The sequence below is a fragment of the Pseudomonas sputi genome (assembly GCF_021603585.1).
Lineage (GTDB): Bacteria > Pseudomonadota > Gammaproteobacteria > Pseudomonadales > Pseudomonadaceae > Aquipseudomonas > Aquipseudomonas sputi.
Genome location: NZ_BQHI01000005.1, coordinates 271,345 through 295,243 on the forward strand (window position 1 = coordinate 271,345; position 23,899 = coordinate 295,243).

Annotated in this window: 22 protein-coding genes; 8 read left to right on the plus strand and 14 right to left on the minus strand. The window is 62.2% G+C overall.

The window, feature by feature from the left end:
- Window positions 1-32: 32 nt before the first annotated feature.
- The 8 genes from L6D81_RS09980 to L6D81_RS10015 form a co-directional block, all read right to left on the minus strand.
- Window positions 33-662 (minus strand): glutathione S-transferase, encoded by a 630-nt coding sequence (locus tag L6D81_RS09980; RefSeq protein ID WP_236178917.1) that lies wholly within the window; start codon window positions 660-662, stop codon window positions 33-35.
- A gap of 65 nt (window positions 663-727) precedes the next feature.
- Complete coding sequence (locus L6D81_RS09985; protein WP_236178918.1) at window positions 728-907, minus strand: hypothetical protein; 180 nt, start codon at window positions 905-907, stop codon at window positions 728-730.
- Window positions 904-2,034: a PepSY-associated TM helix domain-containing protein gene (locus tag L6D81_RS09990; protein ID WP_236178919.1), complete on the minus strand. Its 1,131-nt coding sequence runs from the start codon at window positions 2,032-2,034 to the stop codon at window positions 904-906. Before L6D81_RS09990 ends, L6D81_RS09985 begins: the two co-directional genes overlap by 4 nt.
- A gap of 73 nt (window positions 2,035-2,107) precedes the next feature.
- Window positions 2,108-4,534 (minus strand): TonB-dependent siderophore receptor, encoded by a 2,427-nt coding sequence (locus tag L6D81_RS09995; RefSeq protein ID WP_236178920.1) that lies wholly within the window; start codon window positions 4,532-4,534, stop codon window positions 2,108-2,110.
- Between the two features lie 176 nt (window positions 4,535-4,710).
- Complete coding sequence (locus L6D81_RS10000) at window positions 4,711-5,682, minus strand: FecR domain-containing protein (protein ID WP_236178921.1); 972 nt, start codon at window positions 5,680-5,682, stop codon at window positions 4,711-4,713.
- Window positions 5,679-6,197, minus strand: coding sequence for an RNA polymerase sigma factor (locus L6D81_RS10005; protein WP_039768032.1), 519 nt, complete (start codon window positions 6,195-6,197; stop codon window positions 5,679-5,681). Before L6D81_RS10005 ends, L6D81_RS10000 begins: the two co-directional genes overlap by 4 nt.
- A gap of 110 nt (window positions 6,198-6,307) precedes the next feature.
- Entirely contained in the window at window positions 6,308-7,015 is a 708-nt protein-coding gene (locus L6D81_RS10010; protein ID WP_236178922.1) for a 3'-5' exonuclease, read from the minus strand.
- Window positions 7,012-8,952, minus strand: coding sequence for a putative nucleotidyltransferase substrate binding domain-containing protein (locus tag L6D81_RS10015; protein WP_236178923.1), 1,941 nt, complete (start codon window positions 8,950-8,952; stop codon window positions 7,012-7,014). Before L6D81_RS10015 ends, L6D81_RS10010 begins: the two co-directional genes overlap by 4 nt.
- A 253-nt stretch (window positions 8,953-9,205) precedes the next feature.
- Here L6D81_RS10015 and L6D81_RS10020 point away from each other — a divergent pair, with 253 nt between their 5' ends.
- A complete protein-coding gene (locus L6D81_RS10020; protein ID WP_236178924.1) occupies window positions 9,206-9,652 on the plus strand; it encodes a response regulator in 447 nt (148 codons plus the stop codon).
- A gap of 135 nt (window positions 9,653-9,787) precedes the next feature.
- A complete protein-coding gene (locus L6D81_RS10025; RefSeq protein WP_236178925.1) occupies window positions 9,788-10,243 on the plus strand; it encodes a hypothetical protein in 456 nt (151 codons plus the stop codon).
- Window positions 10,244-10,299: 56 nt separating this feature from the next.
- Here L6D81_RS10025 and L6D81_RS10030 read toward each other — a convergent pair whose 3' ends face one another.
- A complete protein-coding gene (locus L6D81_RS10030) occupies window positions 10,300-12,477 on the minus strand; it encodes a malate synthase G (RefSeq protein WP_236178926.1) in 2,178 nt (725 codons plus the stop codon).
- Between the two features lie 445 nt (window positions 12,478-12,922).
- Here L6D81_RS10030 and L6D81_RS10035 point away from each other — a divergent pair, with 445 nt between their 5' ends.
- The gene (locus L6D81_RS10035) at window positions 12,923-13,441 is read left to right on the plus strand and encodes a glycine cleavage system transcriptional repressor (RefSeq protein ID WP_011336250.1); all 519 of its coding nucleotides are present in this window, start codon (window positions 12,923-12,925) and stop codon (window positions 13,439-13,441) included.
- Window positions 13,442-13,664: 223 nt separating this feature from the next.
- Here the strand turns inward: L6D81_RS10035 and rarD are convergent, their stop codons facing one another.
- The 5 genes from rarD to L6D81_RS10060 all read right to left on the minus strand — a co-directional run bounded on the left by rarD (window position 13,665) and on the right by L6D81_RS10060 (window position 19,240).
- Complete coding sequence (rarD, locus tag L6D81_RS10040; protein WP_236178927.1) at window positions 13,665-14,552, minus strand: EamA family transporter RarD; 888 nt, start codon at window positions 14,550-14,552, stop codon at window positions 13,665-13,667.
- 66 nt (window positions 14,553-14,618) lie between these two features.
- Entirely contained in the window at window positions 14,619-15,593 is a 975-nt protein-coding gene (locus L6D81_RS10045; RefSeq protein WP_007959832.1) for a serine/threonine protein kinase, read from the minus strand.
- Window positions 15,594-15,709: 116 nt separating this feature from the next.
- On the minus strand, window positions 15,710-17,611 hold the full coding sequence (locus L6D81_RS10050) for a PhoX family protein (RefSeq protein WP_236178928.1): 1,902 nt from the start codon (window positions 17,609-17,611) through the stop codon (window positions 15,710-15,712).
- 68 nt (window positions 17,612-17,679) lie between these two features.
- Window positions 17,680-18,444 (minus strand): TOBE domain-containing protein, encoded by a 765-nt coding sequence (locus L6D81_RS10055; RefSeq protein ID WP_236178929.1) that lies wholly within the window; start codon window positions 18,442-18,444, stop codon window positions 17,680-17,682.
- Window positions 18,445-18,502: 58 nt separating this feature from the next.
- The gene (locus L6D81_RS10060) at window positions 18,503-19,240 is read right to left on the minus strand and encodes a ComF family protein (protein ID WP_236178930.1); all 738 of its coding nucleotides are present in this window, start codon (window positions 19,238-19,240) and stop codon (window positions 18,503-18,505) included.
- A gap of 91 nt (window positions 19,241-19,331) precedes the next feature.
- On the opposite strand from L6D81_RS10060, the gene bioB reads away from it, so the two are divergent.
- The 5 genes from bioB to bioD all read left to right on the plus strand — a co-directional run bounded on the left by bioB (window position 19,332) and on the right by bioD (window position 23,835).
- Window positions 19,332-20,387: a biotin synthase BioB gene (bioB, locus tag L6D81_RS10065; RefSeq protein ID WP_236178931.1), complete on the plus strand. Its 1,056-nt coding sequence runs from the start codon at window positions 19,332-19,334 to the stop codon at window positions 20,385-20,387.
- Window positions 20,388-20,456: 69 nt separating this feature from the next.
- A complete protein-coding gene (gene bioF / locus L6D81_RS10070; protein ID WP_236178932.1) occupies window positions 20,457-21,635 on the plus strand; it encodes an 8-amino-7-oxononanoate synthase in 1,179 nt (392 codons plus the stop codon).
- Window positions 21,628-22,359, plus strand: coding sequence for an alpha/beta fold hydrolase (locus L6D81_RS10075; protein ID WP_236178933.1), 732 nt, complete (start codon window positions 21,628-21,630; stop codon window positions 22,357-22,359). The genes bioF and L6D81_RS10075 overlap by 8 nt, the downstream gene beginning before the upstream one ends.
- Window positions 22,352-23,158 carry a malonyl-ACP O-methyltransferase BioC gene (gene bioC / locus L6D81_RS10080; protein WP_236178934.1) on the plus strand — a complete coding sequence of 269 codons (807 nt, stop codon included), beginning with the start codon at window positions 22,352-22,354 and terminating at the stop codon, window positions 23,156-23,158. Before L6D81_RS10075 ends, bioC begins: the two co-directional genes overlap by 8 nt.
- On the plus strand, window positions 23,155-23,835 hold the full coding sequence (gene bioD / locus L6D81_RS10085; protein WP_007959854.1) for a dethiobiotin synthase: 681 nt from the start codon (window positions 23,155-23,157) through the stop codon (window positions 23,833-23,835). The genes bioC and bioD overlap by 4 nt, the downstream gene beginning before the upstream one ends.
- Window positions 23,836-23,899 lie beyond the last annotated feature (64 nt).

Consider the following 23,899-nt stretch of genomic DNA (forward strand, 5'->3'; position numbering starts at 1 on the left):
GATCTTTGCCTCGTTGCCTCCCGCCCGGTGCCTCAAACCTTCGGCATCGTCGCGATCATCGACGGCCGCTGGCTCACTTCAAAGAACCAGTTGGCCAGTTGCGGATTGGCGTCACGCCAGCCCAGATCCGGGAAGCGCAGATCCAGATACCCCAGCGCACAGGCCACGCTGATCGCGGCAACGTCGAAATGGCAGGTCAGCTCGGCAATCGCGTCGCGCTCCAGCAAGGCGAGGGCGCGGCGGATCTTCTCGCGCTGGGCGTCGAGCCATTCATTCCAGTGTTTTTCCGGAGCGCGCAGGGCCTGCTCGTAACGCACCATGACTGCGGCGTCCATGATCCCGTCGGCCATCGAGGCCAGGGTCAGGCGCCGCCAGCGGGCCGAGCCTTCGCGGGGGATCAGCGGGTTGCCGACGTGCTGGTGGTCGAGGTAATCGAGGATCACCCGGCTGTCATGGATGACATTGCCGTCGGCCAGGCGCAGGGCCGGGATCTTGCCCAGCGGGTTGTCTGCGTTGAGGGCAGGATCCGGGCTGACAGGGCTGAGCACGCAGTCCTGCAGCGCGACGCGATCCTGCTGGCCGGTCTCGTGCAGCAGCACCATGACTTTGCGCACGAACGGTGACAGGGTGTTGTGGAACAGGGTCATGCTGGGAGCGGACATCGGCAGGGTCTCGGTCAAGGGCAATGACGGGCAGCATAGCGCGTTGCCCGTCAGGCTCAAGCCGCTCAGCGGTGTTGCAGCAATCCGCGCAGGGCAATGGCGGCCGGAATGCCCAGACCCACCCAGCTCAAACCATCCCAGATCCCATCGCCCAGCAGCGCCGCGAACAAGCCCGCCGCACTCAGCAGCGCAATCACCAGCGGTGTGCTGAAGACCTTCCAGAAGTTCGACTGACGCGGCTTCATGCGGACGCCCCCGCTGTTTCCGGCACCGGTTTCGCGGCCTTGCGCCGCACCACCCACAGGTACACGCCGCTGGCGAGGACAATGATGGTCAGCACGTCCAGCGTGGCCCAGAGGATTTTCATCGGCATGCCGCCGTAGTCACCGAAGTGCAGCGGCTGCGACATGCCCATGGCGTCCATGTACCACGGTCGTTCTGCGACCGCCGTGACTTGCAGGGTGCTGGCGTCGATCAGCACCGGGGTCAGCAGGTGTGAGGTCAGGTGGGTGCCGCCCTTCATGAACACCGAGTAGTGGTGCTCGCTGGAGAAACGGGTGCCGGGGAAGGCGATGAAGTCCGGTTTCATCCCCGGTGTGACGCTGCCGGCGATGTCCAGCACCCGGGTGGCCGGGGCCAGTTGCGTCAGCGGCGGGGCATCGCGGTAGGGCGCGATCAGGGTCGTCAGGGCGTCGGCCCGCCACGCGGCGATCAGCAGATCGGCGCAGGCGCTGATGACGCCGGTCACGCCGACCACCAGTGCCCAGGTCAGGGTCACCACGCCGATCAGGTTGTGCAGGTCGAGCCAGCGCAGGCGGGTGGATTTGTCCTGGCGCACGGTGCCGAACTTCAAGCGGCGCATGAACGGCAGGTACAACACCGTGCCGGACACGATCGCGATCACGAACAGCAAGCCCATGAACGCCAGCAGCAGCTTGCCCGGCAGCCCGGCGAACATGTCGACGTGCAGGCGCAGGATGAACAGCATCAGCCCACCGTTGGCCGACGGCATTTCCAGGGCTTCGCCGGTGCGCGCGTCGAGCATGAAGGTGTGCGAGGAGTTGGGCTCGGTACCGGCGGTCCTGGCCATGATCGTCAGCACGGCATTCGGTTCGTCGTCTTCGAAGCCGAAATACTGTACGACTTCGCCGGGCCGGTGCTTTTCCGCAGCCTCCACCAGTTGCGCCAGGTTCAGATGCGGCGTGTCCGCGGGCATCACGCGCAACTCGGGTGCATCGCCCAGCAGGTGTTCGATCTCGTGATGGAAAATCAGCGGCAGGCCGGTCAGGGCCAGCAGCAGCAAAAATACGGTGCAGATCAGGCTGGTCCAGGTGTGGACGAAGGACCAGCGGCGAATGGTTTTACTTTTCATTTCATGACCTTCAAAAACACCCAAGCCGTCCACGAGGGACGGCCTGGTTGCAGGGCCTGTTCAGCTCAGGCGCTTACCACTTGTAAGTGGCGCTGGCGACGACGCTGCGCTGGTCGCCGTAGTAGCAGTAGAAGCTGTCGCAGGTGGAGATGTAATCCTTGTCCAGCAGGTTGGTGGCGTTGAGTGCCAGCGACGCGCCTTTGAGGCTGTTGTCCAGACGGCCGAGGTCGTAATGCACGGCGGCGTCGAACACGGTGTAGGCGTCCGCCTTGCCCAGCCAGGTGTTGGCTTTGTCGCCGTAGGTGTTGCCGGTGTAGCGCGCGCCAGCGCCGATGCCGAAGCCGTCGAGCACGCCGTTGTGCCAGGTGTAATCAGCCCACAGCGAGGCTTGCTGGTTCGGCATCAGTTGCAGGCGGTTGCCCTTGTCGGCGCCGTTCTGCACTTCGGACTTGGCCAGGGTGTACGCCGCGATGACCTTCAGGTTGTCGGTCACGTCGGAGACGGCCTCCAGCTCCAGGCCTTTGACTTTCACTTCACCGGTCTGGCTGGTGATCGACACGCCGTTGACGAACGAGCTGACCGAGACGTTTTTCTGGGTCAGGTCATACACGGCCGCCGTCAGCAGGGTCTTGCTGCCCGGTGGCTGGTACTTGATGCCCAGTTCCCACTGCTTGCCCTCGGTCGGTTTGAGCGATTCGGTCGACGAGGCGTCGGCGCCGGTGGTCGGCTGGAACGATTCGGCGTAGGACAGGTACGGCACGAAACCGGAGTCGAAGATATAGCTGATCGCCGCGTTACCGCTGAACGCCTTGTCACGCTGGGTGTTGGTGGCGTCGCCCTTGTTGATGAATTGAGTGCTGGTGTGCACCCAGTCTTCACGACCACCGAGGGTCAGGCGCCATTGGTCCAGGGCCATTTGGTCCTGGATGTAGAGGCCGGTCTGGTAGGTTTTCTGGTTGTAGTCGTAGAACGCGGTAGAACGCGCCGGGTGCACGATCGGCTGACCATGGATCGGGTTGTTCACATTGATCTCCGGCGCGCTGCCGAAGATCGAGGTGTAGTTGGTGTTGCTGCGCTGGTGATCCAGGCCCAGCAGCAGGGTGTGGCGGATGTCGCCGGTGGCGAAGTCGGCCTGGACGTTGTTGTCCACGGCGAACTGGCTGATGTCTTCGTCGACGATAGTGGTGGTACGGCCAACGTTGCCGTCGTTGTCCACTTGAGTGAACGGGTAGGAACCGACGGTGATGCCCTGGAACGACAGATCCGACTTGGTGTAGCGCAGGTTCTGCTTGAACTGCCAGGTATCGTTCAGGCGATGTTCGAAGGCATAGCCCAACGCGTAGTAGGTGCGGTCGTAGTATTCCCAGTCCGGATCGCCGAGGTTCTTGTGGTGGGACACCTTGCCGAACGGCATGTCGATCTTGGTGCCCTGCACTGGCAGGAACTGGCTGGTGATGCCGGTATCGTCGCGGGTGAATTGGGTCAGCAGGGTGAATTTTGTGTCGTCGTCGAGGTTCCAGGTCAGGCTCGGCGCGATGTTGTAGCGCTTGTTGTCGACGTGGTCGATCTGGGTGCCGCTGTCGCGTACCACACCGCTGAGGCCGTAGAGAAACTGGCCGGCGTCGTCGATCTTGCCGGTGCTGGCGAAGTTGATCTGACGGTGGTTGTCGCTGCCGTATTGCAGCTGGATTTCACTGCTCTGCACATCGCTCGGGCGACGGCTGACCATGTCCAGCAGGCCGCCCGGCGGGGTCTGGCCGTAAACCGACGAGGCCGGGCCGCGCAGCAGGGCGAGGCGGTCGAGGTTCCAGGTTTCCTGTTTCGGGTTGGCGTACACGCCTTTTGGCAGCGGCAGTCCGTCGAGGAACTGAGTCGGTTCGAAACCGCGCACGCGCAGCCAGTCGGCGCGGGTGTCGCTGCCGTAACTGCTGGCGGTGATGCCCGGCATATAGCGCACGGCGTCATCGAGGCTGTGTACGCCACGGTCTTCCATTTGCTGGCGCGTGGCGACCGAAATCGAACGCGGCGCTTCGACCAGCGCGGTGTCAGTCTTGGTGCCGGCGGCGGTGCGAGTGGCGGTGTAGCCTTCGACCGGGCCCCAGGCGCTTTCATAGTTTTCCACGCCGATCACCGAGGTTTCCGGCAGGGCCATCGCGCCTTCCGGCACGGCGACCAGGGTGTAGGTGCCGGCGCTGCTCTGTTCCAGTTGCAGACCGGTACCACGCAGGGCCGCGCGCAGAGCGCCAGCCGCGTCATATTGGCCGTTGACCGGCGCCGAGGTCTTGCCCGCCGCCAGCGACGGGTTCAGCGACAGCGTCAGGCCGCCCTGGCTGGCGATCTGGTTCAGGGTGGTCGACAGCGGGGCGGCCGGCAGGTTGTAGGCGCGCACGCTGGATGCCTGTTCGGCGGCGATCAGTTGGCTGCTGGCCAGCGGGGTGCACAGGGCAATGGCGAGCGCCAGCAAACTGGGGCGCAACAAGGTGTCTAGCGAACGGGACATACGGCGGCTCCTGAATGGAAATATTTCTCAATTGCCTGTGTGCCGGACGAAATTCGAAAAGTGATAGGGCCGGATGAAAATAATTTCGATTAACGAACGACATCGCTGCAAAAGTCAGCAGAAAGTCCGTTTTCAGGGGGGGCAGGTGGCCCGTCGCGGGTAGGCAGCGCTGAATGTCAGGGCTTCGGATCAGCCTTGGCCACGGTCACCCACCATGGCGTGTGCTGCTCGATCTGCACGGGCAGGGTTGGCAGCAGGGCATTCAACGCCTTGTCGGTGTCGTGCAGCGGGAAGCTGCCGGTGATGCGCAGGTCGGCGACTTCCGGCGCAATACCCAGATGGCCGCGACGATAACGACCGAGTTCATGCACCAGGTCCTCCAGCCGCGCGTTGTCCACCACCAGCATGCCGCGGGTCCAGGCATCGGCGCCTGGGGTGAGCGCCACCACCGAATCCAGACCGCTGTGGCGGATCAGCACTTGCTGGCCTTCGCGCAGGATCTGTTCCTGCGGATCGGATTGCGGATGCGCCGCCACCGCCGACTGCAACACGCTCAGGCGCGTGCCGGCGTCTTCGCGCTTGACCAGGAACCGCGTGCCGAGGGCGCGCATGCTGCCCTCGGCGGTTTCGACAATGAACGGCCTTGCATCGCCGTGACCGGTTTCGACGAGGATTTCGCCTTCCTGCAACACGATCAGCCGTTGCTGTTCATCGAAGCGGACATCCACGGCACTGTGGGTATTCAGGTTAAGCACGGTGCCGTCGGCCAGGCGCACGGTGCGCTGTTCGCCGGTGGCGGTGCGTTGATCGGCGAGCCAGTAATCCAGCGGCAGATAGCGCTCGCCGGCAAACAACGCCAGCCCGACCACTGCCACGACGCTGGCCAATCCGCTGCCCAGCTTGCGCACCCGGCGACGGATGCCTTCGCGCGATTGCAGCAACGCGGTGCGTGCCGGGCCATTGGCCACGCTGAATCGCTGGTCGAGCATGCCCAGCTGGCGCCAGGCGCGAGCGTGTTCTTCGTTGGCCGCGTGCCATTTGGCAAATTCTTCGCGCTCCAGTGGCGAGCTGGAGTCGAGGGTCAATTGCCAGGCAATCGCCGCGTCCAGCACATGGGCCGGGACCGGTCGGGAACTGGCCGGGCTCATGTCGGCTCACCGTACAGTGCGATGTAGCACTGGCGGATGCCCTGGGCCAGGTACTGGCGCACGCGTGGGACCGACACACCGAGTTTGTCGGCGATTTCGGCGTGGGTCAGACCGTCGAGACGGTTATAGAGGAAAGCGGCGCGGGCCTTGGTCGACAGCTTGCCAAGCATGCGGTCGATGGCCTTGAGGTCTTCGAGGATCAGTTGCTGTTCTTCGACCGAGGGCTGTTCGCCTTCGGGGATCAGCATCAGTTCGGTCAGATACGCCTGTTCCAGCGCGGCCCGGCGGAAGTAGTCGAACAACAACCCTTTGGCGATCGCCACCAGAAACGCCCGGGGTTCACGGGGTGTCAGCAGTTCGTCGCGGCCGAGCAGACGGACGAAAGTGTCCTGGCTCAGGTCTTCGGCCCGTTGCGGACAGGCCACATTGCGGCGCAGCCAGGCCAGCAGCCAGCCACGGTGGTCGCGATACAACGCACCGACGAGCTCGCTGTGAGGGCTTTGGGCTGAGGACACGACGACACCGACTGGGAAGTGTTAACTAACGAGAATTGTTCGCGATTGTGGCAGAGGTGGGAATGGTTAGCAATTGGCCACCGGTCGGGTTGTCGGGCGACAACCCGGATTCAGAACGAATGCGTCTGCTGGCGGCGTTTCCACTGGCTCAGGCGTTGCTGCAGATTCAGCGGGCTGTGGATTTGCTGCTGGCGTGCCCGGCTGAACAGGATCAGCGCCAGTTCCGCCGTGGCCAGGGCATCGGCACTCGCATGGTGACGTTCGAACACTTCGAGCTTGAACCAGTCGATCCACTCGTCCAGCCCCGCCTCGCGAATGTGTGCCTGCGGACATAGCAGCGGAGCGATCTGCGCCACATCGAGAAACACCGTCTGCAACTTGTGTCCCAGATGTTCCTTCAGCGCGCGGCCGAGCATGTGCTGGTCGAAAGAGGCGTGAAACGCCAGCACCGGACTGTCGCCGATAAACTCCAGCAGCTCGACCAGGGCTTCGGTGGGCTCGCTGCCCGCGGCAATCGTGCTCGGTGCCAGACCGTGGATCAACACACTCGCGCCGAGTTTCAGCTCGCGGCATTGCAGGGTGCGTTCAAACTGCTGACTGAAGTCGATCGCCCCGTCCTCGATCACCACTGCGCCGATCGACAGCACCTGATCCTTGTTCAGGTTCAGCCCGGTGGTTTCCAGGTCCAGGACCACCCAGCGCTGTTCCCGCAGGCTGCATTCGCGCAGTTCGCCGATGGCCGGCAGTTTCGCCAGGCGCTGTTGCAGGTCACCCGGCACAACGGGGCTGGCCGGACGCAGCCACGAAAACAGGCTCATAGCTGATACCGCAAGGTCAGGCTGCTTTGCAGGCGCTGGGCCTGGCGCAGGGATTCACGCAGGATCCGCCGGTCCAGATGATTGAGGCTGTCGGGATCGACCCGATTCGAATACGGCTGGTTTTCCCGGGTCTGCAGTTGATGCTGCTGCATGCGCGTCTGCTGGATGAAGTGGTAGGCCTCTTCGTACGCGGCGCCATCCAGCCGGTCGATGACGTCTTTATCCACCAGTTGGCGGAAACGTTCGAGGGTGTTGTTGGCGTCGATGCCGTTGGCCAGCGCGAGCAAGCGGGCACCGTCGACAAACGGGGTCAGGCCCTGGATTTTCAGGTCCAGCGTGGCTTTCTCGCCGTTCTTGCGGGTCAGCACGAACTCACGGAACCGTCCCACCGGCGGACGGTTGCGCAAGGCGTTTTCCGCCATCATCCGCTGGAACAGACGATTGTCGCCGACCTGATCGAGAATGCCCCGGCGCAGTTGCTCGCAGCCGTGTTCATCACCCCAGACCACGCGCAGGTCGAAATAGATGCTGGAGCCCAACAGGTTCTCCGGCGTCGCCTCGCGGATGAACGCGGCAAAGCGTCGGGCCCACTCGGCGCGGGACAGGCACAGCTCTGGATTGCCGGCCATGACGTTGCCCTTGCACAGGGTGAAGCCGCATTGTGCCAGGCTGTTATTGATCTGCTGGGCGATGGGCAGCAGCTTGCCGCGAATCTCCGCCGCATGGGCCGCATCCCGCGCATCGAACAGAATGCCGTTGTCCTGATCGGTGTGCAGAGTCTGCTCGCGCCGGCCTTCGCTGCCAAAGCACAGCCAACTGAACGGCACGCCGGGGTCGCCTTTTTCGGCGAGGGTCAGCTCGATCACCCGGCACACGGTGTGATCGTTGAGCAGGGTGATGATGTGGGTGATCTGGGTAGACGAGGCGCCGTGAGCGAGCATGCGTTCTACCAATTGGCCGATCTCGCCGCGCAGGGTCACCAGTTGCTCGACCCGCTGGGCGCTGCGAATGGTGCGCGCCAGGTGCACCAGATCGACCCGTTGCAGCGAGAACAGATCTCGCTCGGAAACCACGCCGCACAGGCGTTGGTCCTTGACCAGGCAAACATGGGCGATATGCCGTTCGGTCATGGCAATCGCCGCGTCGAAAGCGCTGTGATCCGGCGTCAGATAGAACGGCGAGGGCGTCATGTGGCGTTCGATCGGCTCGCTGAAATCGCCAACCCCTTCCGCCACGACATGCCGCAGGTCGCGCAGGGTGAAAATCCCCAGCGGCGCTTTGTGTTCGTCCACCGCGACGATGCTGCCGACCTGTTGTTCGTGCATCAGCTTCACCGCTTCGCGCAGCGGGGTGGAAGGGCTGCACGTCACCGGATGGCGCATGGCCAATTCGCCAAGGCGGGTGTTCAGCGAATACTGGGTGCCGAGGGTTTCCACGGCTTTTTGCTGGACTTGCTGGTTGACCTGATCGAGCAGGCTGCTGACCCCGCGCAGGGCGAAATCGCGAAAAGTGCTCGAGAGGGCGAACAGCTTGATGAACGCCGGTTTGTTCAGTTGCAGGCAGAAAGTGTCTTCGCCGGCCAGGTGTTCGGTGCGGGTCGCCCGTTCGCCGAGCAGCGCGGCGAGGGGAAAACACTCGCCGGTGGTGATTTCAAATGTGGTTTCGGTACCGCCCTTGGCCGTGTGCGGACGCTCGCCGACCACTCGGCCCTGCTTGACGATATAGAAGTGTTCGACCGGCCCGTCGGCGGGTTTGATGATGCTCTCGCCCTGACCGTAGAAGCGCAGCTGACATTGCTCCACCAGGTAGGCCAGGTGGGCATGTTCCATTTGATTGAAAGGGGGGAAGCGCTGGAGGAATTGCAAAGTGCCCTGAATGTTCTGCAACACCGCGGTTTTCCCTGCCTGGGTGAAGGCGTCCGCTTTACTCATAACCATTACCGCAGTCTTTTTCGAATTGTTGTTGTCGGATCGTTGCAGCCATGGTCGACCCCAGCGCGCGGGGTGCCCATTGGACGTAAGTCTAGGTTGGGCATGCCGTTGGGGAGTTTTCGGATATGCCCTACAAAATCAGTCGGAAATTCTTCGGTTCGCCTCTTGGAAAAAAATCCGACGAAGTGCACATTGAAGCTCTGCCCAGCGATGTCTGACCACTGTGCCAGGGGATCGATTTGAAAACGTAGAGAACGCCATGTCCGACCACGATATTTTGAGCGACGCCGAGCGCGAGGCGCTCAGTGCTGTAATGCTCGAACCCGATCTGCCACCGCAGCGTGTATTGATCGTCGATGACGACAAGGACGCCCGGGAGCTGTTGTCGGAAATTCTCGGGTTGGACGGTATTCGTTGCATGACCGCGGCCAGCGGTGAGTCCGCCCTGAAGATGCTCGAGGAAAGGCCCTCCATCGGCCTGGTGATCACCGATCTGCGGATGGGCAATGTCGATGGCCTGGATCTGATTCGTCAGGTGCGTGAATCGGTGCGGGCGGCGATGCCGATCATCATTGTTTCGGGCGATGCCGACGTGAAGGATGCGATTGCGGCGATGCATCTGAGCGTGGTGGATTTCCTGCTCAAACCGATTGATACGACGAAATTGCTGGGGCTAGTCAGGCATGAGTTGGGATTGAACGTTTAGTCAGATTTACCGTTGATCTGAAACTGATCCGTACCTGTCAATTCTGACAGTAGATCTAAATTTTGAGTCGCTATTTACTGATCTTGAAAGTCCTGAGGGTTCTTAGGATTATTTGATCAGTGATAGAGGTTTCTTATGGACATTTCGGAAAGACAACAAAAACTCGTGGATTTTTCGAAGGACCTGAAGAACGCTAAAAGTACATTGGCGTCCTCTACAGGAAGGGCCCTTCTGGAAGTCAAGGTCGATGGTGTAAAAACTCTATGGTCATCAACAGATATCAGTGTCAGTGGTCCTCCGGGTGCAACAGGCATAGGTATCCAAGATGGGAATGGCGCGGATTTTCTTCTCCTTTTTCAAAAGACAGAACTAGAGGACGGTCAAATCATAATCGATCCCAGACTTGATCCGATCATGTTCGTGTGGCCGGGTATTCCTGGTATGTTTCATATGGCGGGAGGTTTTATCTACTTGTCTGTTTGGGATGGCGGAGGCTCCATTAGCGGGGTGATTGATGTCCAATTCATTCCCGCTGAACGCCCTAATATTTGCGATTTAAAAGGTCAGTTTTTCTGGCATAGAAATAGTTGATAAAAACAACAATGCCCCGATTATAAAATCAGGGCATTGTTGTATTCAGGGTTTGATCAAAGCCCGTTTTTGGCCTTGAACTCCCGGCGACGACGGTGCAGAACCGGCTCGGTGTAACCGTTCGGCTGTTTGGTGCCTTCGATCACCAGTTCGACCGCTGCCTGGAAGGCGATGTTGCTGTCGAAGTTCGGGGCCAGCGGACGGTACAGCGGGTCGTTGGCGTTCTGACGGTCCACCACCGGCGCCATGCGCTTGAGGCTTTCCATCACTTGCGCTTCGGTGACCACACCGTGGCGCAGCCAGTTGGCGATGTGCTGGCTGGAGATACGCAGCGTCGCACGGTCTTCCATCAGACCGACGTCGTTGATGTCCGGCACTTTCGAGCAACCCACGCCCTGGTCGATCCAGCGCACCACGTAACCGAGAATGCCCTGGGCATTGTTGTCCAGTTCGTTCTTGATCTGCTCCGGCGTCCAGTTCGGGTTGACCGCCAGCGGGATGGTCAGGATGTCATCGACCGAGGCGCGGGCACGTTTGGCCAGCTCGGCCTGACGGGCGAACACGTCGACCTTGTGGTAGTGCAGCGCGTGCAGTGCCGCGGCGGTCGGCGACGGAACCCAGGCGGTGTTGGCGCCGGCCAGCGGGTGGGCGATTTTCTGTTCGAGCATCGCCGCCATCAGGTCGGGCATCGCCCACATGCCTTTACCGATTTGCGCACGACCTTGCAGGCCGGTGCTCAGACCGATATCGACGTTCCAGTTTTCGTAGGCGCCGATCCACTTCTCGGCCTTCATGTCGGCCTTGCGTACCATCGGGCCGGCTTCCATGGAGGTGTGGATTTCATCGCCGGTGCGGTCGAGAAAACCGGTGTTGATGAACACTACGCGCTCGCTGGCAGCCTGGATACAGGCCTTGAGGTTGACCGTGGTACGGCGTTCCTCGTCCATGATCCCGACTTTCAGGGTGTTGCGCTTGAGGCCCAGCACATCTTCGATGCGACCGAACAGCTCGTTGGTGAACGCCGCTTCTTCCGGGCCGTGCATCTTCGGTTTGACGATGTAGACGGAACCGGTGCGGGTGTTCTTGCGCGAAGTGTTGCCGTTCAGGTTGTGCATCGCCGCCAGGCAAGTCACCAGACCGTCGAGGATACCTTCCGGCACTTCGTTGCCGTGCTTATCGAGGATCGCGTCGATGGTCATCAGGTGACCGACGTTGCGCACGAACAGCAGCGAGCGGCCGTGCAGGGTCAGTTCGCTGCCGTCGACCCTGGTGTAGGTGCGATCCGGGTTCATGGTGCGGGTGAAGGTCTGGCCGCCCTTGGACACGGCTTCGGCGAGGTCGCCCTTCATCAGGCCCAGCCAATTGCGATAGATCACCACCTTGTCGTCGGCATCGACGGCCGCCACGGAGTCTTCGCAGTCCATGATGGTGGTCAGCGCCGCTTCCATCAGGATGTCTTTGACGCCGGCGGCATCGGTCTGGCCGACCGGGGTGCTGGCATCGATCTGGATTTCGAAATGCAGGCCGTTGTTTTTCAGCAGGATCGCGATCGGCGCACTGGCGTCGCCCTGAAAACCGATCAGTTGCGCGTCGTTGCGCAGGCCGCTGGTGCTGCCGCCCTTGAGGGTGACCAGCAGTTTGCCGTCAGCGATCTGGTAGCCGGTGGAATCGACGTGGGAGCCGGCCTCCAGTGGTGCCGCTTCGTCGAGGAACGCACGGGCGAAGGCGATGACTTTGTCGCCACGCACCTTGTTGTAGCCTTTGCCTTTTTCCGCGCCGCCGGCTTCGCTGATGGCGTCGGTGCCATACAGGGCGTCGTACAGCGAACCCCAGCGGGCGTTCGAGGCGTTGAGGGCGAAGCGGGCGTTCATCACCGGCACCACGAGTTGCGGGCCGGCGGTACGGGCGATTTCGTCATCGACGTTTTGCGTCGTTGCCTGGAAATCAGCCGCTTCTGGCAGCAGATAACCGATTTCTTGCAGGAAGGCTTTATAGGCCACGGCGTCGTGCGGCTGACCGGCACGGCTTTGGTGCCAGCCATCGATACGAGCCTGGAAGTCATCGCGTTTGGCGAGTAGGGCTTTGTTCTTCGGCGCCAGGTCGTGAATGACCTTGTCGGCACCTTCCCAGAATTTGTCGGCGGTGAGGCCGGTACCGGGAATGGCTTCGTTGTTCACGAAGTCGAACAGGACTTTGGCGACCTGCAGGCCACCGACTTGAACGTGTTCAGTCATTGCTTGCCTCACTCTGCTCAGCTATTTCGCTTTTCAGCTCTTCAATTTAACAATGAAGCCTCTGGCCATTTAAACCACAAACCCCTTGACCAGTACATGCCATCGCTGGCGGCTGGGTTGGGACCAATCAACGGCTTGGGGGCCTTGCTGACGGGGCTTTCAGGGTTGCGAACGTGCCTTGGGCAGACATCGATCCAGCGTTATGTAGTGCGCGCTGCGGCATACTACATGATGAGTTACGGTTGTGAAAATCAGACTAATTACGTCGTTCTGCGACCCCATGACGCATTGCGGTCACGGCGCGGATCGGGATGTTCTCAAAAAACCAATGGATTGTTCCAGTTAAATATAAAAAGTTGTACACGATTTGTGACTTCGAGCGTCTGAGGCGCGCTTGCCTATACTTGCTTTTCTATAACAAAAGTCATGACAAGAGGGCTGCGCCATGGATCACCTCGTACTCACCGTCTTCGCACCGGACAAGCCCGGGCAGGTCGAGCGCATCGCCCAATGCATTGCCGAACACGGCGGCAACTGGCTGGAAAGCCGCATGTCGCGGATGGCCGGGCAGTTTGCCGGGATTTTGCGGGTGGGCGTGCCGGCGGAGGCTTACGACGAATTAGTCGATGCCTTACAAGCACTGTCGGCTCAGGGCATTCGCGTGCTAGTGGCCGAAAGCGGTATCGAACAGGCCTGCACCTGGAAACCGATCGCCATGGAGCTGGTGGGCAATGACCGACCGGGCATCGTGCGCGACATCACCCGGCTGCTGAGCGAGCAGGGCGTGAATCTGGAAAGGTTGGTGACCGAAGTACGTCCGGCCCCCATGAGCAGTGAGCCGCTATTCCACGCTGAAGCCATTTTGGCGGTGCCGCTGACCCTGTCGCTGGACGTGCTGCAATCGCGCCTGGAAACCCTGGCCGATGACTTGATGGTCGAACTGGTGTTGCGCACCGACCTGTGAAGACGGATCGGGTTATCCAGTTTAAACCTGCACCTGCCTGTGGATAACCTGTAGAGACCGAGCGCCAGGTCACGTCCGCCGTGGCTTGGCGAGAATTGATCAAAAAACCGCCAGCATTCAGTGACTTGCGCACAAACGGCGGGGATCACGCTGTGGATAACCTTGGGAAGAAACGATACAGGCCACGAGAACCGTGGCCTGTGGAGGTTTGTGCGTTTTTTGATCAGCTGCGCCGGCGCAGACTCATCCACGCATCGACGCTGTAGACCGCCAGACCGGCCCAGATAAACATGAAGGCGATCAGCGTGCTGGACGACAGGTGCTCGCCGAACAGCAGCACGGCTTGCAGCAGCACCAGCGTCGGCGCCAGGTATTGCAGGAAACCGAGGGTGGTGTAGGGCAGGTGCCGCGCTGCCGCGTTGAAGCACACCAGCGGCACCAGCGTCACCGGACCGGCCGCCACCAGCCACCAGGCTTCGGAGGTGGTCCAGAACTCGGCCTGGGCACTGGTTGCAGTCGGATTGAACAGCAGCCACGCGATAGCGATCGGCACCAGCATCCAGGTTTCCACCACCAGCCCCGGCAACGCCTTGACCGGAGCCTGTTTGCGGATCAGCCCGTAGAAACCGAAGGTCAGCGCCAGCGCCAGCGAGACCCACGGCAGACTGCCGACCTGCCAGACCTGCTGCGCCACACCGACCGCCGCCAGACCAACCGCCAGCCACTGCATGCGCCGCAAGCGTTCGCCGAGGATCAGCATGCCCAACAACACGTTCACCAGCGGGTTGATGTAGTAACCCAGGCTCGCTTCCAGCATCCGGCCGTTGTTCACCGACCACACGTAGGTCAGCCAGTTGGCCGCGATCAAGGTGCCGCTGAGCGCGAGAATCGCCAGACGTTTCGGGTTGTTGCGCAGCTCCTGCCACCAGCCGGGATGCTTCCACACCATCAACAGCAGCGCGCCGAACAGCGCTGACCACAGCACCCGGTGAATGATGATTTCCACCGCCGGCACTTCGGCGATGGCTTTGAAGTAGAGCGGGAACAATCCCCAGATGATGTAGGCGCTCAGGCCCAGAATGTACCCGCGACGCGGGTTGGCGGCTTGCATGCAGAATCCTTGCTCAGGCAACTGACAAAGCAGCGATTGTACGGGCAGTTGTCTAGACGTGTCGTGTCAGAAAAGCTTCAACGGCTCTTCGTTCAGCGCCGCCAGTTGCTCGCGCAACGCCAGTACCTGATCGCCCCAATACCGCTCGCTGCCGAACCACGGAAAGCTGCGGGGGAACGCCGGATCATCCCAGCGCCGGGCCAGCCACGCGCTGTAATGCATTAGGCGCAGGGCGCGCAGCGGTTCGATCAGCGCCAGTTCGCGCGGGTCGAAGTCATGGAATTCGTTGTAGCCGTCCATCAATTCCGACAACTGCCCCAGACAATCCTGACGGTCGCCGGCAAGCATCATCCAGATGTCCTGCACTGCCGGGCCCATGCGGCAGTCGTCGAGGTCGACGATGTGGAACATCTCGTCGCGGCACATCATGTTGCCGGGGTGGCAGTCGCCGTGCATGCGGATGTTCTGGTGCGGCGTGTTGGCGTAGACGTCTTCCACACGCTTGAGCAGGTCGCGGGCGACGGACTCGTAGGCCGGCAGCAGGCTTTTGGGGATGAAGTTGCCTTCCAGCAGTGTGGTCAGCGAGTCATGGCCGAAGTTCTTCACCGCCAGCGCCTCGCGGTGTTCGAACGGTTTGGTGCCGCCGACCGCGTGCATGCGCCCGAGCAACTGGCCGAGGCGATACAGCTGATCGAGATTGCCCGGCTCCGGCGCCCGGCCACCGCGACGGGGAAACAGGGTGAAACGAAAACCGGCGTGTTCGTGCAGGGTTTCGCCGTTGTGGATCAGTGGCGCAACCACGGGGATTTCGACGTCGGCCAGCTCGAAGGTGAACTGGTGCTCTTCCAGGATCGCTTCGTTGGTCCAGCGCTGCGGGCGATAGAACTTGGCGATCAGCGGTTCCGAGTCTTCGATGCCGACCTGATAGACGCGGTTTTCGTAACTGTTGAGCGCCAGAATGCGCGCGTCGCTGAGGAAGCCGATGCTTTCGACGGCATCGAGCACGAGGTCTGGGGTGAGGGTTTCAAACGGGTGGGCCATGCTGACTCCTGCGCGCAGCAGGCTGCCGCGTCCGGCTCAGCATGGTAGCGCAGACGGGCTGTCTTGAGTGGGATCGTTCCCGTGCCGCGCACGGGAACGATCAGCGCGTCGTCCGATCAGGCGCCGACGATCCCGCCGTCTTCACGGGTAATCGCCATCACCGATGACCGCGGCTTGCCGTTCGGCAGGTGCTCGGGGAAGGTCGAACCGCCGTTCTCGCCCGGGTGCTGAATGCCGACGAACAGGGTTTTCTGATCCGGCGAGAAGCTGATCCCGGTGACTTCACAACCGATCGGCCCGACCATGAATCGACGAATCTCGCCGGTCGCCGGATCGGCGCAGAGCATCTGGTTGTTGCCCATCCCGGCGAAGTCACCGGTGTTGCTCGAATCACCGTCGGTGAGAATCCACAACCGTCCGGCCTTGTCGAAGCCGAGGCCGTCCGGGCTGTTGAACATGTTCTGCGGGGTGATATTCGACGAACCGCCCTTCGGTGTCCCGGCGTGCACGCCCGGGTTGCCGGCGACCACGAACAGATCCCAGGCGAACGTCTTCGCCGCGTGATCGTCGCGGTCGGTGCGCCAGCGCAGAATCTGCCCGTAGACGTTCTTCTCGCGCGGGTTCGGTCCGCCCACCGGTTGGCCGTCTTCGCCGCGCTTGGCGTTGTTGGTCAGGGTGCAATAGACCTGGCCGTCTTTCGGGCTGACCACGATCCATTCCGGACGGTCCATGCGCGTGGCGCCGACCACGCTGGCGGCGAGTCGCGCATGAATCAGCACTTCGGCCTGATCGGCGAACCCGCTGCTGGCGTCGATGCCGTTCTTGCCGTGGGTCAGTTCGATCCACTGGCCCTGGCCTTTCGGGTGATCCGGATTGCCGTCGCCGGCATCGAATTTGGCGACGTACAGCGTGCCGTGATCGAGGATGTCGCGGTTGGCCTTGGCGTTGCGGTGATTGATCTTGTCGCGGCTGACGAATTTGTAGATGAACTCGCCGCGTTCGTCGTCGCCCATGTACACCACGGCGCGACCGTCGTCGGTCTCGGCCAGCGCGGCGTTTTCATGTTTGAAGCGGCCCAGCGCGGTACGTTTGACCGGCGTCGATTGCGGGTCGAACGGATCGATCTCCACGACCCAGCCGTGACGGTTGAGTTCGTTCGGGTTCTTGGCCATGTCGAAGCGCGGATCGAATGGATGCCAGTTGATCTCACGGCTGGCGGCCGACACGCCGTAGCGCTTCTGCGCCGGGTCGAACTGTTGCTGGGCGTTGCTGCTGCCGAAGCAGTCGGTGAAGTTCTCTTCGCAGGTCAGATAAGTGCCCCACGGCGTCTTGCCGTTGGCGCAGTTCTGGAAGGTGCCGAGGACTTTCTTGCCGTGTTTGTCGGCGCTGGTTTTCATCAGCTCGTGGCCGGCGGCCGGGCCGCTGATACGCAGCGGCGAGTTGCCGTGAATGCGCCGGTTGTAGCGCGAGCCCTGGACGAACTGCCACTGACCGTTCTTGCGCTGGACTTCGATCACCGACACGCCTTCGCAGGCCAGGGCCTTGCGCACGTCCTCGGCCGACTGCGGCATGCCGCCGTGCGGGTAGAGGTAGCGGTAGTTGGTGTATTCGTTGTTGATCGCCATCAACGCGCGGTTTTTCTCGCCCGGGAATTCGAACAGGCTCATGCCGTCGTTGTTGTCGCCGAACTGCACTTCCTGTGCGGCCGCGGTGCCATTGCCGCTAGGGTCGAAGGCCGGGCCGTTCTTGTGCAGCGGCTGACCCCAACTGATCAGCACCGACGACTTGTAGCCTTTGGGCAGGCTGATGGTGTCGGTGGTGGCAGCCGGTATGCTGTCGAAGCCGAGCAGACGGCTGTTGCCGGCGCTGACACTGGCGGCCAGCACGCTGCGACTCAGCAGGTTGCCGCCGAGGAACATCGCCGCGCCACACAGCGCGCCCGCGCTGATGAAACCGCGACGGCTCAGGCCGACCATTTTTTCCAGGTCTGTGGATTGGTTTTCTTCTAATAGGCTCACATCAGGCTCCCTGCATGGTTTTGGCAGCCACCTTAATGCGGGTCGATGACGCTTTCGTTGCAGTGCGGTCAGAGCGGTGTTCCGAGCAGCACATTGGACGGGGAGAATTGCACCTGCACCGGTTGCTCGACCTTCAGACCACGGCTGCGCAAGTCCAACGGTTCGGCCAGCGCGCACAGGGTCTGGCCGTTGGGCAGGGTGATGCGCACTTCGCTCGGGCCGTCTTCGGCGTCGAGAATCGCCTCGATCCGACCGCTCAACAGGTTGTGGCCGACGGCAGGGGTGGCCTGTGGCGCGAGCAATTCGAGCCAGCCGGCCTTGATCAGCGCCACCACTTCGGTGCCCGGTTGCAGCTCCAGGTGCACGGTGCTGTCGTGGGTGATCTGTGCGTTGATCGACAGACCTTCGGCCAGTTCGAGGCGAATCAGGTCGTTGCGGCCCTGACCTTCGATCAGCACGACTTTGCCGTGCAGCTGATTGCGCGCACTGGTCCTGAGCATCAACCGACCGAGCAGATCCAGGTCGCTGGCGTCCTCGGCCGCCTCCAGCACCTGAGCCTGCAAGGCTTGCAGCTTTTGATACAGGCGCAGCACCCGCTCGCCCTCGCTCGACAATCTGGCGCCACCGCCACCCTTGCCGCCGACCGCTCGCTCGACCAGAGGCTTTTGTGCGAGGTTGTTCAACTCATCGATGGCATCCCACGCCGCCTTGTAACTCAGGCCGGCGCTTTTTGCGGCGCGGGTGATCGAGCCCTGTTCGGCGATGTGTTGCAGCAAGGCGATGCGCTGCGGACGGCGGACGATGTGCTGGGACAACAGGCTGGGCAGGGACATGGCGGGCGCTTTGTGCTGAAGGGTTGAGGAAGGACGTTGGCGACTCGTGGCGTATCCGTCAAGCCGCGTCGCCGGGTTTTGGCGTGCGGGCGAGGCAGTACACATCCACCCGCGCGGCGCCGGCGTCCATCAGCAAACGGGCCAGCGCCTGCGCGGTGGCGCCGGTGGTCAGCACGTCGTCGACCAGAGCCAGGTGTCGGCCTTTCACCTGTGCATCGGGACTGAGGGCGAAGGCATGACGCAGATTATGTTTACGCGCCTTGGCGTTGAGGGTCTGCTGGGCGTCGGTATCCTGCACGCGCAAAAGATTGTGTTCCTCGCAAGGCAGGTCGAGTGACTTGCCCAGCCACTGCGCGAGCATCGCCGCTTGATTGAAGCCGCGCTGGCGCAGGCGTTTCGGTGCAAGCGGCACCGGCAGCAGGGCATCCGGGCGAGGCAGGTCTTCTTCGAAGCGATGTTGCAGAAACTCGCTGAGAACGTCGGCGAGCAAGTGGCCAAGCGGCCATTTGCCGTTGTGCTTGAAACGGGTGATCAGGGTGTCCACCGGAAAGCTGTACGTCCAGGGTACGGCCACCTGTTCAAAGGCCGGCGGATCGTTCAGGCAGCCACCACAGGTCAGGCCGGCGGCGAGGGGCAAAGCGCAGGTCCGGCATTGATCGCCCAGCCACGGCAGATCGGTTTCACAGGCGGTGCAGATCGGGATTTGCGCGTCCGCCGGTTCATCGCACAATAAACAGTTCTGTTTGTTTTTTAACCAGATGTAAACCGGTCTTTCGTAGTGTGGTTGACAGCGCATGGCTCTTCCTTAAATATGCCGAACATCCGTGTCGTGCCTGTGGATATTCCGTTTCCCCAGGCGCCAGCCAAGCATAACCAAGGAAACGCCCATGAGCGCCAGCACCACTGCCACCCTGCGTCACGACTGGACTTTGGCCGAAGTCAAAGCACTCTTCGTTCAGCCATTCAATGACCTGCTGTTCCAGGCGCAAACGGTGCACCGCGCGCATTTCGACGCCAACCGCGTCCAGGTCTCCACGCTGCTGTCGATCAAGACCGGCGCCTGCCCGGAAGATTGCAAATATTGTCCGCAGTCCGGTCACTACAACACCGGGCTGGAAAAAGAAAAGCTGATGGAAGTGCAGAAAGTGCTCGAAGAGGCCGCCCGCGCCAAGGCCATCGGTTCGACCCGTTTCTGCATGGGCGCGGCGTGGAAACATCCATCGGCCAAGGACATGCCTTACGTGCTGAAAATGGTCGAAGGTGTGAAGGCCATGGGCCTGGAAACCTGCATGACCCTCGGTCGTCTCGATCAGGATCAGACCGAAGCCCTGGCCAAGGCCGGGCTCGATTACTACAACCACAACCTCGACACCTCGCCGGAGTTCTACGGCAGCATCATCACCACCCGCACCTATGCCGAGCGTCTGCAAACCCTGGCCTACGTGCGCGACGCGGGGATGAAAATCTGCTCCGGCGGCATCCTCGGCATGGGCGAGTCCCTCGATGACCGCGCCAACCTGCTGATCCAGCTGGCCAACCTGCCAGAGCATCCGGAGTCGGTGCCGATCAACATGCTGGTGAAAGTCGCCGGTACGCCGCTGGAAAACGCTGACGACGTCGATCCGTTCGACTTTATCCGCATGCTCGCCGTGGCGCGGATCCTGATGCCGCAATCCCACGTGCGCCTGTCCGCCGGCCGCGAAGCGATGAACGAGCAGATGCAGGCCCTGGCGTTCCTCGCCGGTGCCAATTCGATTTTCTACGGCGACAAACTGCTGACCACCGCCAACCCGCAGGCCGACAAGGACATGCAGCTGTTCGCGCGTCTGGGCATTCAGCCGGAGGCGCGCGAAGAGCACGCCGACGAAGTGCATCAGGCCGCCATCGAGCAGGCACTGGTGGAGCAGAAGAGCAGCGAGCAGTTCTACAACGCGGCGGTCTGATCGCCCGTTCTTTTTCAGGCGCTGCCTCGGGCGGCGCCTGCTGATTCATTTGCCACCCGTGAGGCTTGCATGTCTTTCGATCTCGCCGCACGCCTTGCTGCCCGTCGTGCCGACAATCTCTACCGCCAGCGCCCGCTGCTTGAGAGCCCGCAAGGGCCGCAAGTGGTGGTCGACGGCCAGCCGTTGCTGGCGTTCTGCAACAACGATTACCTGGGCCTGGCCAATCATCCGCAAGTGGTCGAAGCCTGGCGCGCCGGTGCGTCGAAGTGGGGCGTCGGCGGCGGTGCTTCGCATCTGGTGATCGGCCACAGCGGCCCGCACCACGCACTTGAAGAAGCCTTGGCCGACCTCACCGGACGGCCCCGCGCGCTGCTGTTTTCCACCGGTTACATGGCAAACCTCGGCGCGGTCACGGCGCTGGTCGGGCAGGGCGATACGGTGCTGGAGGACCGGCTCAATCATGCGTCGTTGCTGGATGCCGGATTGTTGTCCGGTGCGCGCTTCAATCGTTATCTGCACAACGATGCCGACAGCCTGGCCAAGCGACTGGAGAAAGCCACCGGCAATACTTTGGTGGTCACTGACGGCGTATTCAGCATGGACGGCGACCTTGCGGATCTGCCGGCGCTGGCCCGGGAAGCCAAGGCCAAAGGCGCGTGGCTGATGGTCGACGACGCCCACGGTTTCGGCCCGCTGGGGGCAAACGGTGGCGGGATCGTCGAGCATTTCGGTTTGAGCCAGGAGGACGTGCCGGTGCTGGTCGGCACGCTCGGCAAAGCGTTCGGCACGGCGGGCGCATTCGTTGCCGGCAGTGAAGAGCTGATCGAAAGCCTGATCCAGTTCGCCCGCCCATACATCTACACCACCAGCCAGCCGCCGGCGCTGGCCTGCGCAACCTTGAAAAGCCTGGAACTGTTGCGCAGCGAACACTGGCGCCGCGAGCATTTGCAAACGCTGATCCGCCAGTTCCGCCACGGTGCCGAACAGATCGGTCTGGAACTGATGGACAGCTTCACGCCAATCCAGCCGATCCTGATCGGCGATGCCGGTCGCGCCGTGCGTCTGTCGCAAATGCTGCGCGAGCGTGGGCTGATGGTCACCGCAATCCGTCCGCCGACTGTGCCTGCCGGCAGCGCGCGGCTGCGGGTGACGCTGACCGCCGCCCATAGCGAGGCACAGGTGCAGCTATTGTTAGAAGGACTGGCTGATTGCTTTGCTCAACTCACGTCGGAGCCAAGCCATGCGTGATCGCCTGATTCTGCTACCGGGTTGGGGGCTCGGCGTTTCGCCGCTGGAGCCACTGGCCGCTGCATTGCGCGGACTCGATGAACACCTGCAGGTCGACATCGAGCCGTTGCCGGAACTGGACTCCAGCGATCTGCAAGACTGGCTCGACGAACTCGATGAACGCATCCCCGAAGATGCCTGGCTTGGCGGCTGGTCGCTGGGCGGCATGCTCGCGTCCGAGTTGGCGGCCCGGCGTGGCGAACATTGCTGCGGCTTGCTGACCCTGGCGAGCAATCCTTCGTTTGTCGCCCATGAACAATGGTCGAGCGCGATGCCCGGCGAGACCTTCGATGCGTTTCTGGCCGGCTGCAGCGCCGACCCGCGCACGACCCTCAAGCGATTCTCTCTGCTGTGCGCCCAAGGCGCGCAAGACGCGCGCAGCTTGTCGCGGCTGTTGCTCGGCGGCGCACCGAACACCTCGCCGACGGCTTTGATGGCCGGTCTGGAGTTGTTGGCGCAGATCGATACGCGGGAAGCCTTGCAGGCGTTTCGTGGCCCGCAACTGCATCTGTTTGGCGGGCTGGACGGGCTGGTGCCGGCGGAAGCCGCGGGCGAGCTGTTCGCGTTGCTGGCGGATGTCGAGATCGGTCTGATCGAACAGGCCAGCCATGCGTTTCTTCTGGAAGACCCCCACGGTGTGGCGGGTGCGATCCAGGCGTTTTTAAGTGAGTGCGGTGATGACTGATCTGTCTGTTGCGGCGTTGCCCGGCGGCTTGCCTGACAAGCGCCAGGTCGCGGCTTCTTTTTCTCGCGCAGCGGCCAGCTATGACAGCGTCGCCGAGTTGCAGCGTGATGTCGGAACGCAGTTGATGAATCGCCTGCCGACGGAGTTTCGGCCGGCACGCTGGCTGGATCTGGGTTGTGGTACCGGTTATTTCACCCGTGCATTGGCCGAGCGATTTGGTGTGGGACTGGCGCTGGATATCGCCGAGGGCATGCTCAATCACGCCCGGCCCTTGGGCGGCGCCACGCATTTCATCGTTGGCGATGCCGAACGTTTGCCGTTGCAGGATTCGACCTGCGATCTGATCTTCTCCAGCCTCGCCGTGCAGTGGTGCGCGGATTTTGAAGCGGTGCTCGGCGAAGCGCTTCGGGTGCTGAAACCGGGGGGGATTTTTGCGTTTGCTAGTCTTTGTGCAGGGACGCTGTATGAATTGCGCGACAGCTGGCGTCAGGTCGATGGCCTGGTACACGTCAACCGCTTCCGCGAGTTCGCCCGCTACGAGCAATTGTGCGCGGGCAGTGGTCTGCGTACGGTCAGTCTGGAGAATCGGCCGCATGTGCTGCATTACCCGGATGTGCGCAGCCTGACCCATGAACTCAAGGCCCTGGGCGCACATAATCTGAACCCTGGCCGGCCGGGTGGATTGACCGGGCGGGCGCGGATTCTGGGGCTGGTCGAGGCTTACGAGCAGTTCCGTCAGCCCCAGGGGCTGCCAGCGACCTATCAGGTGGTCTACGCCGTGTTGGAGAAACCCTTATGAGCGCAGCCTATTTCATCACCGGAACCGACACTGACGTCGGCAAGACCACCGTCGCCGCGGGGTTGCTGCATGCTGCGCGGTCGGCGGGATTGAGCACGGCAGCGGGCAAACCGGTGGCGTCCGGTTGTGTGGTGACCCCCAGAGGGTTGCGCAATTCCGATGCGCTGGCGTTGCAGGCCGAATGCTCGTTGCCGTTGACGTATCAACAGGTCAACCCGGTGGCGTTCGAGCCAGCGATCGCGCCGCATCTGGCCGCGCGTGAGGCGGGTGTCGCGCTGACCGTGCAATCGTTGCTGGCGCCGATGCGCGAGATTCTGGCCATGAACGCCGACTTCACGCTGATCGAAGGCGCGGGCGGCTGGCGGGTGCCGTTGGCGGATCAGGACAATCTGTCGGATCTGGCCATTGCGTTGAAGCTGCCGGTGATTCTGGTGGTCGGTGTGCGTCTGGGGTGTATCAGCCATGCGCTGTTGACTGCCGAGGCGATTGCCCGGGACGGGCTGCAACTGGCGGGATGGGTGGCGAATATCATTGATCCGAAGACGTCGCGGCTGGAGGAGAACCTGGCGACACTGGCCGAGCGGATTCCGGCGCCGTGCCTGGGGCGGGTGCCGAAACTCAAGGCGGTCAGCGCCGAAGCGGTCGCCGATCACTTGCAACTGGATCTGCTCGACTGATTTTGGCTATGACAAGGCACTGTGCCATTAGTGTTTTTGACGGGTGTTTTTCTGACGCCTCTGG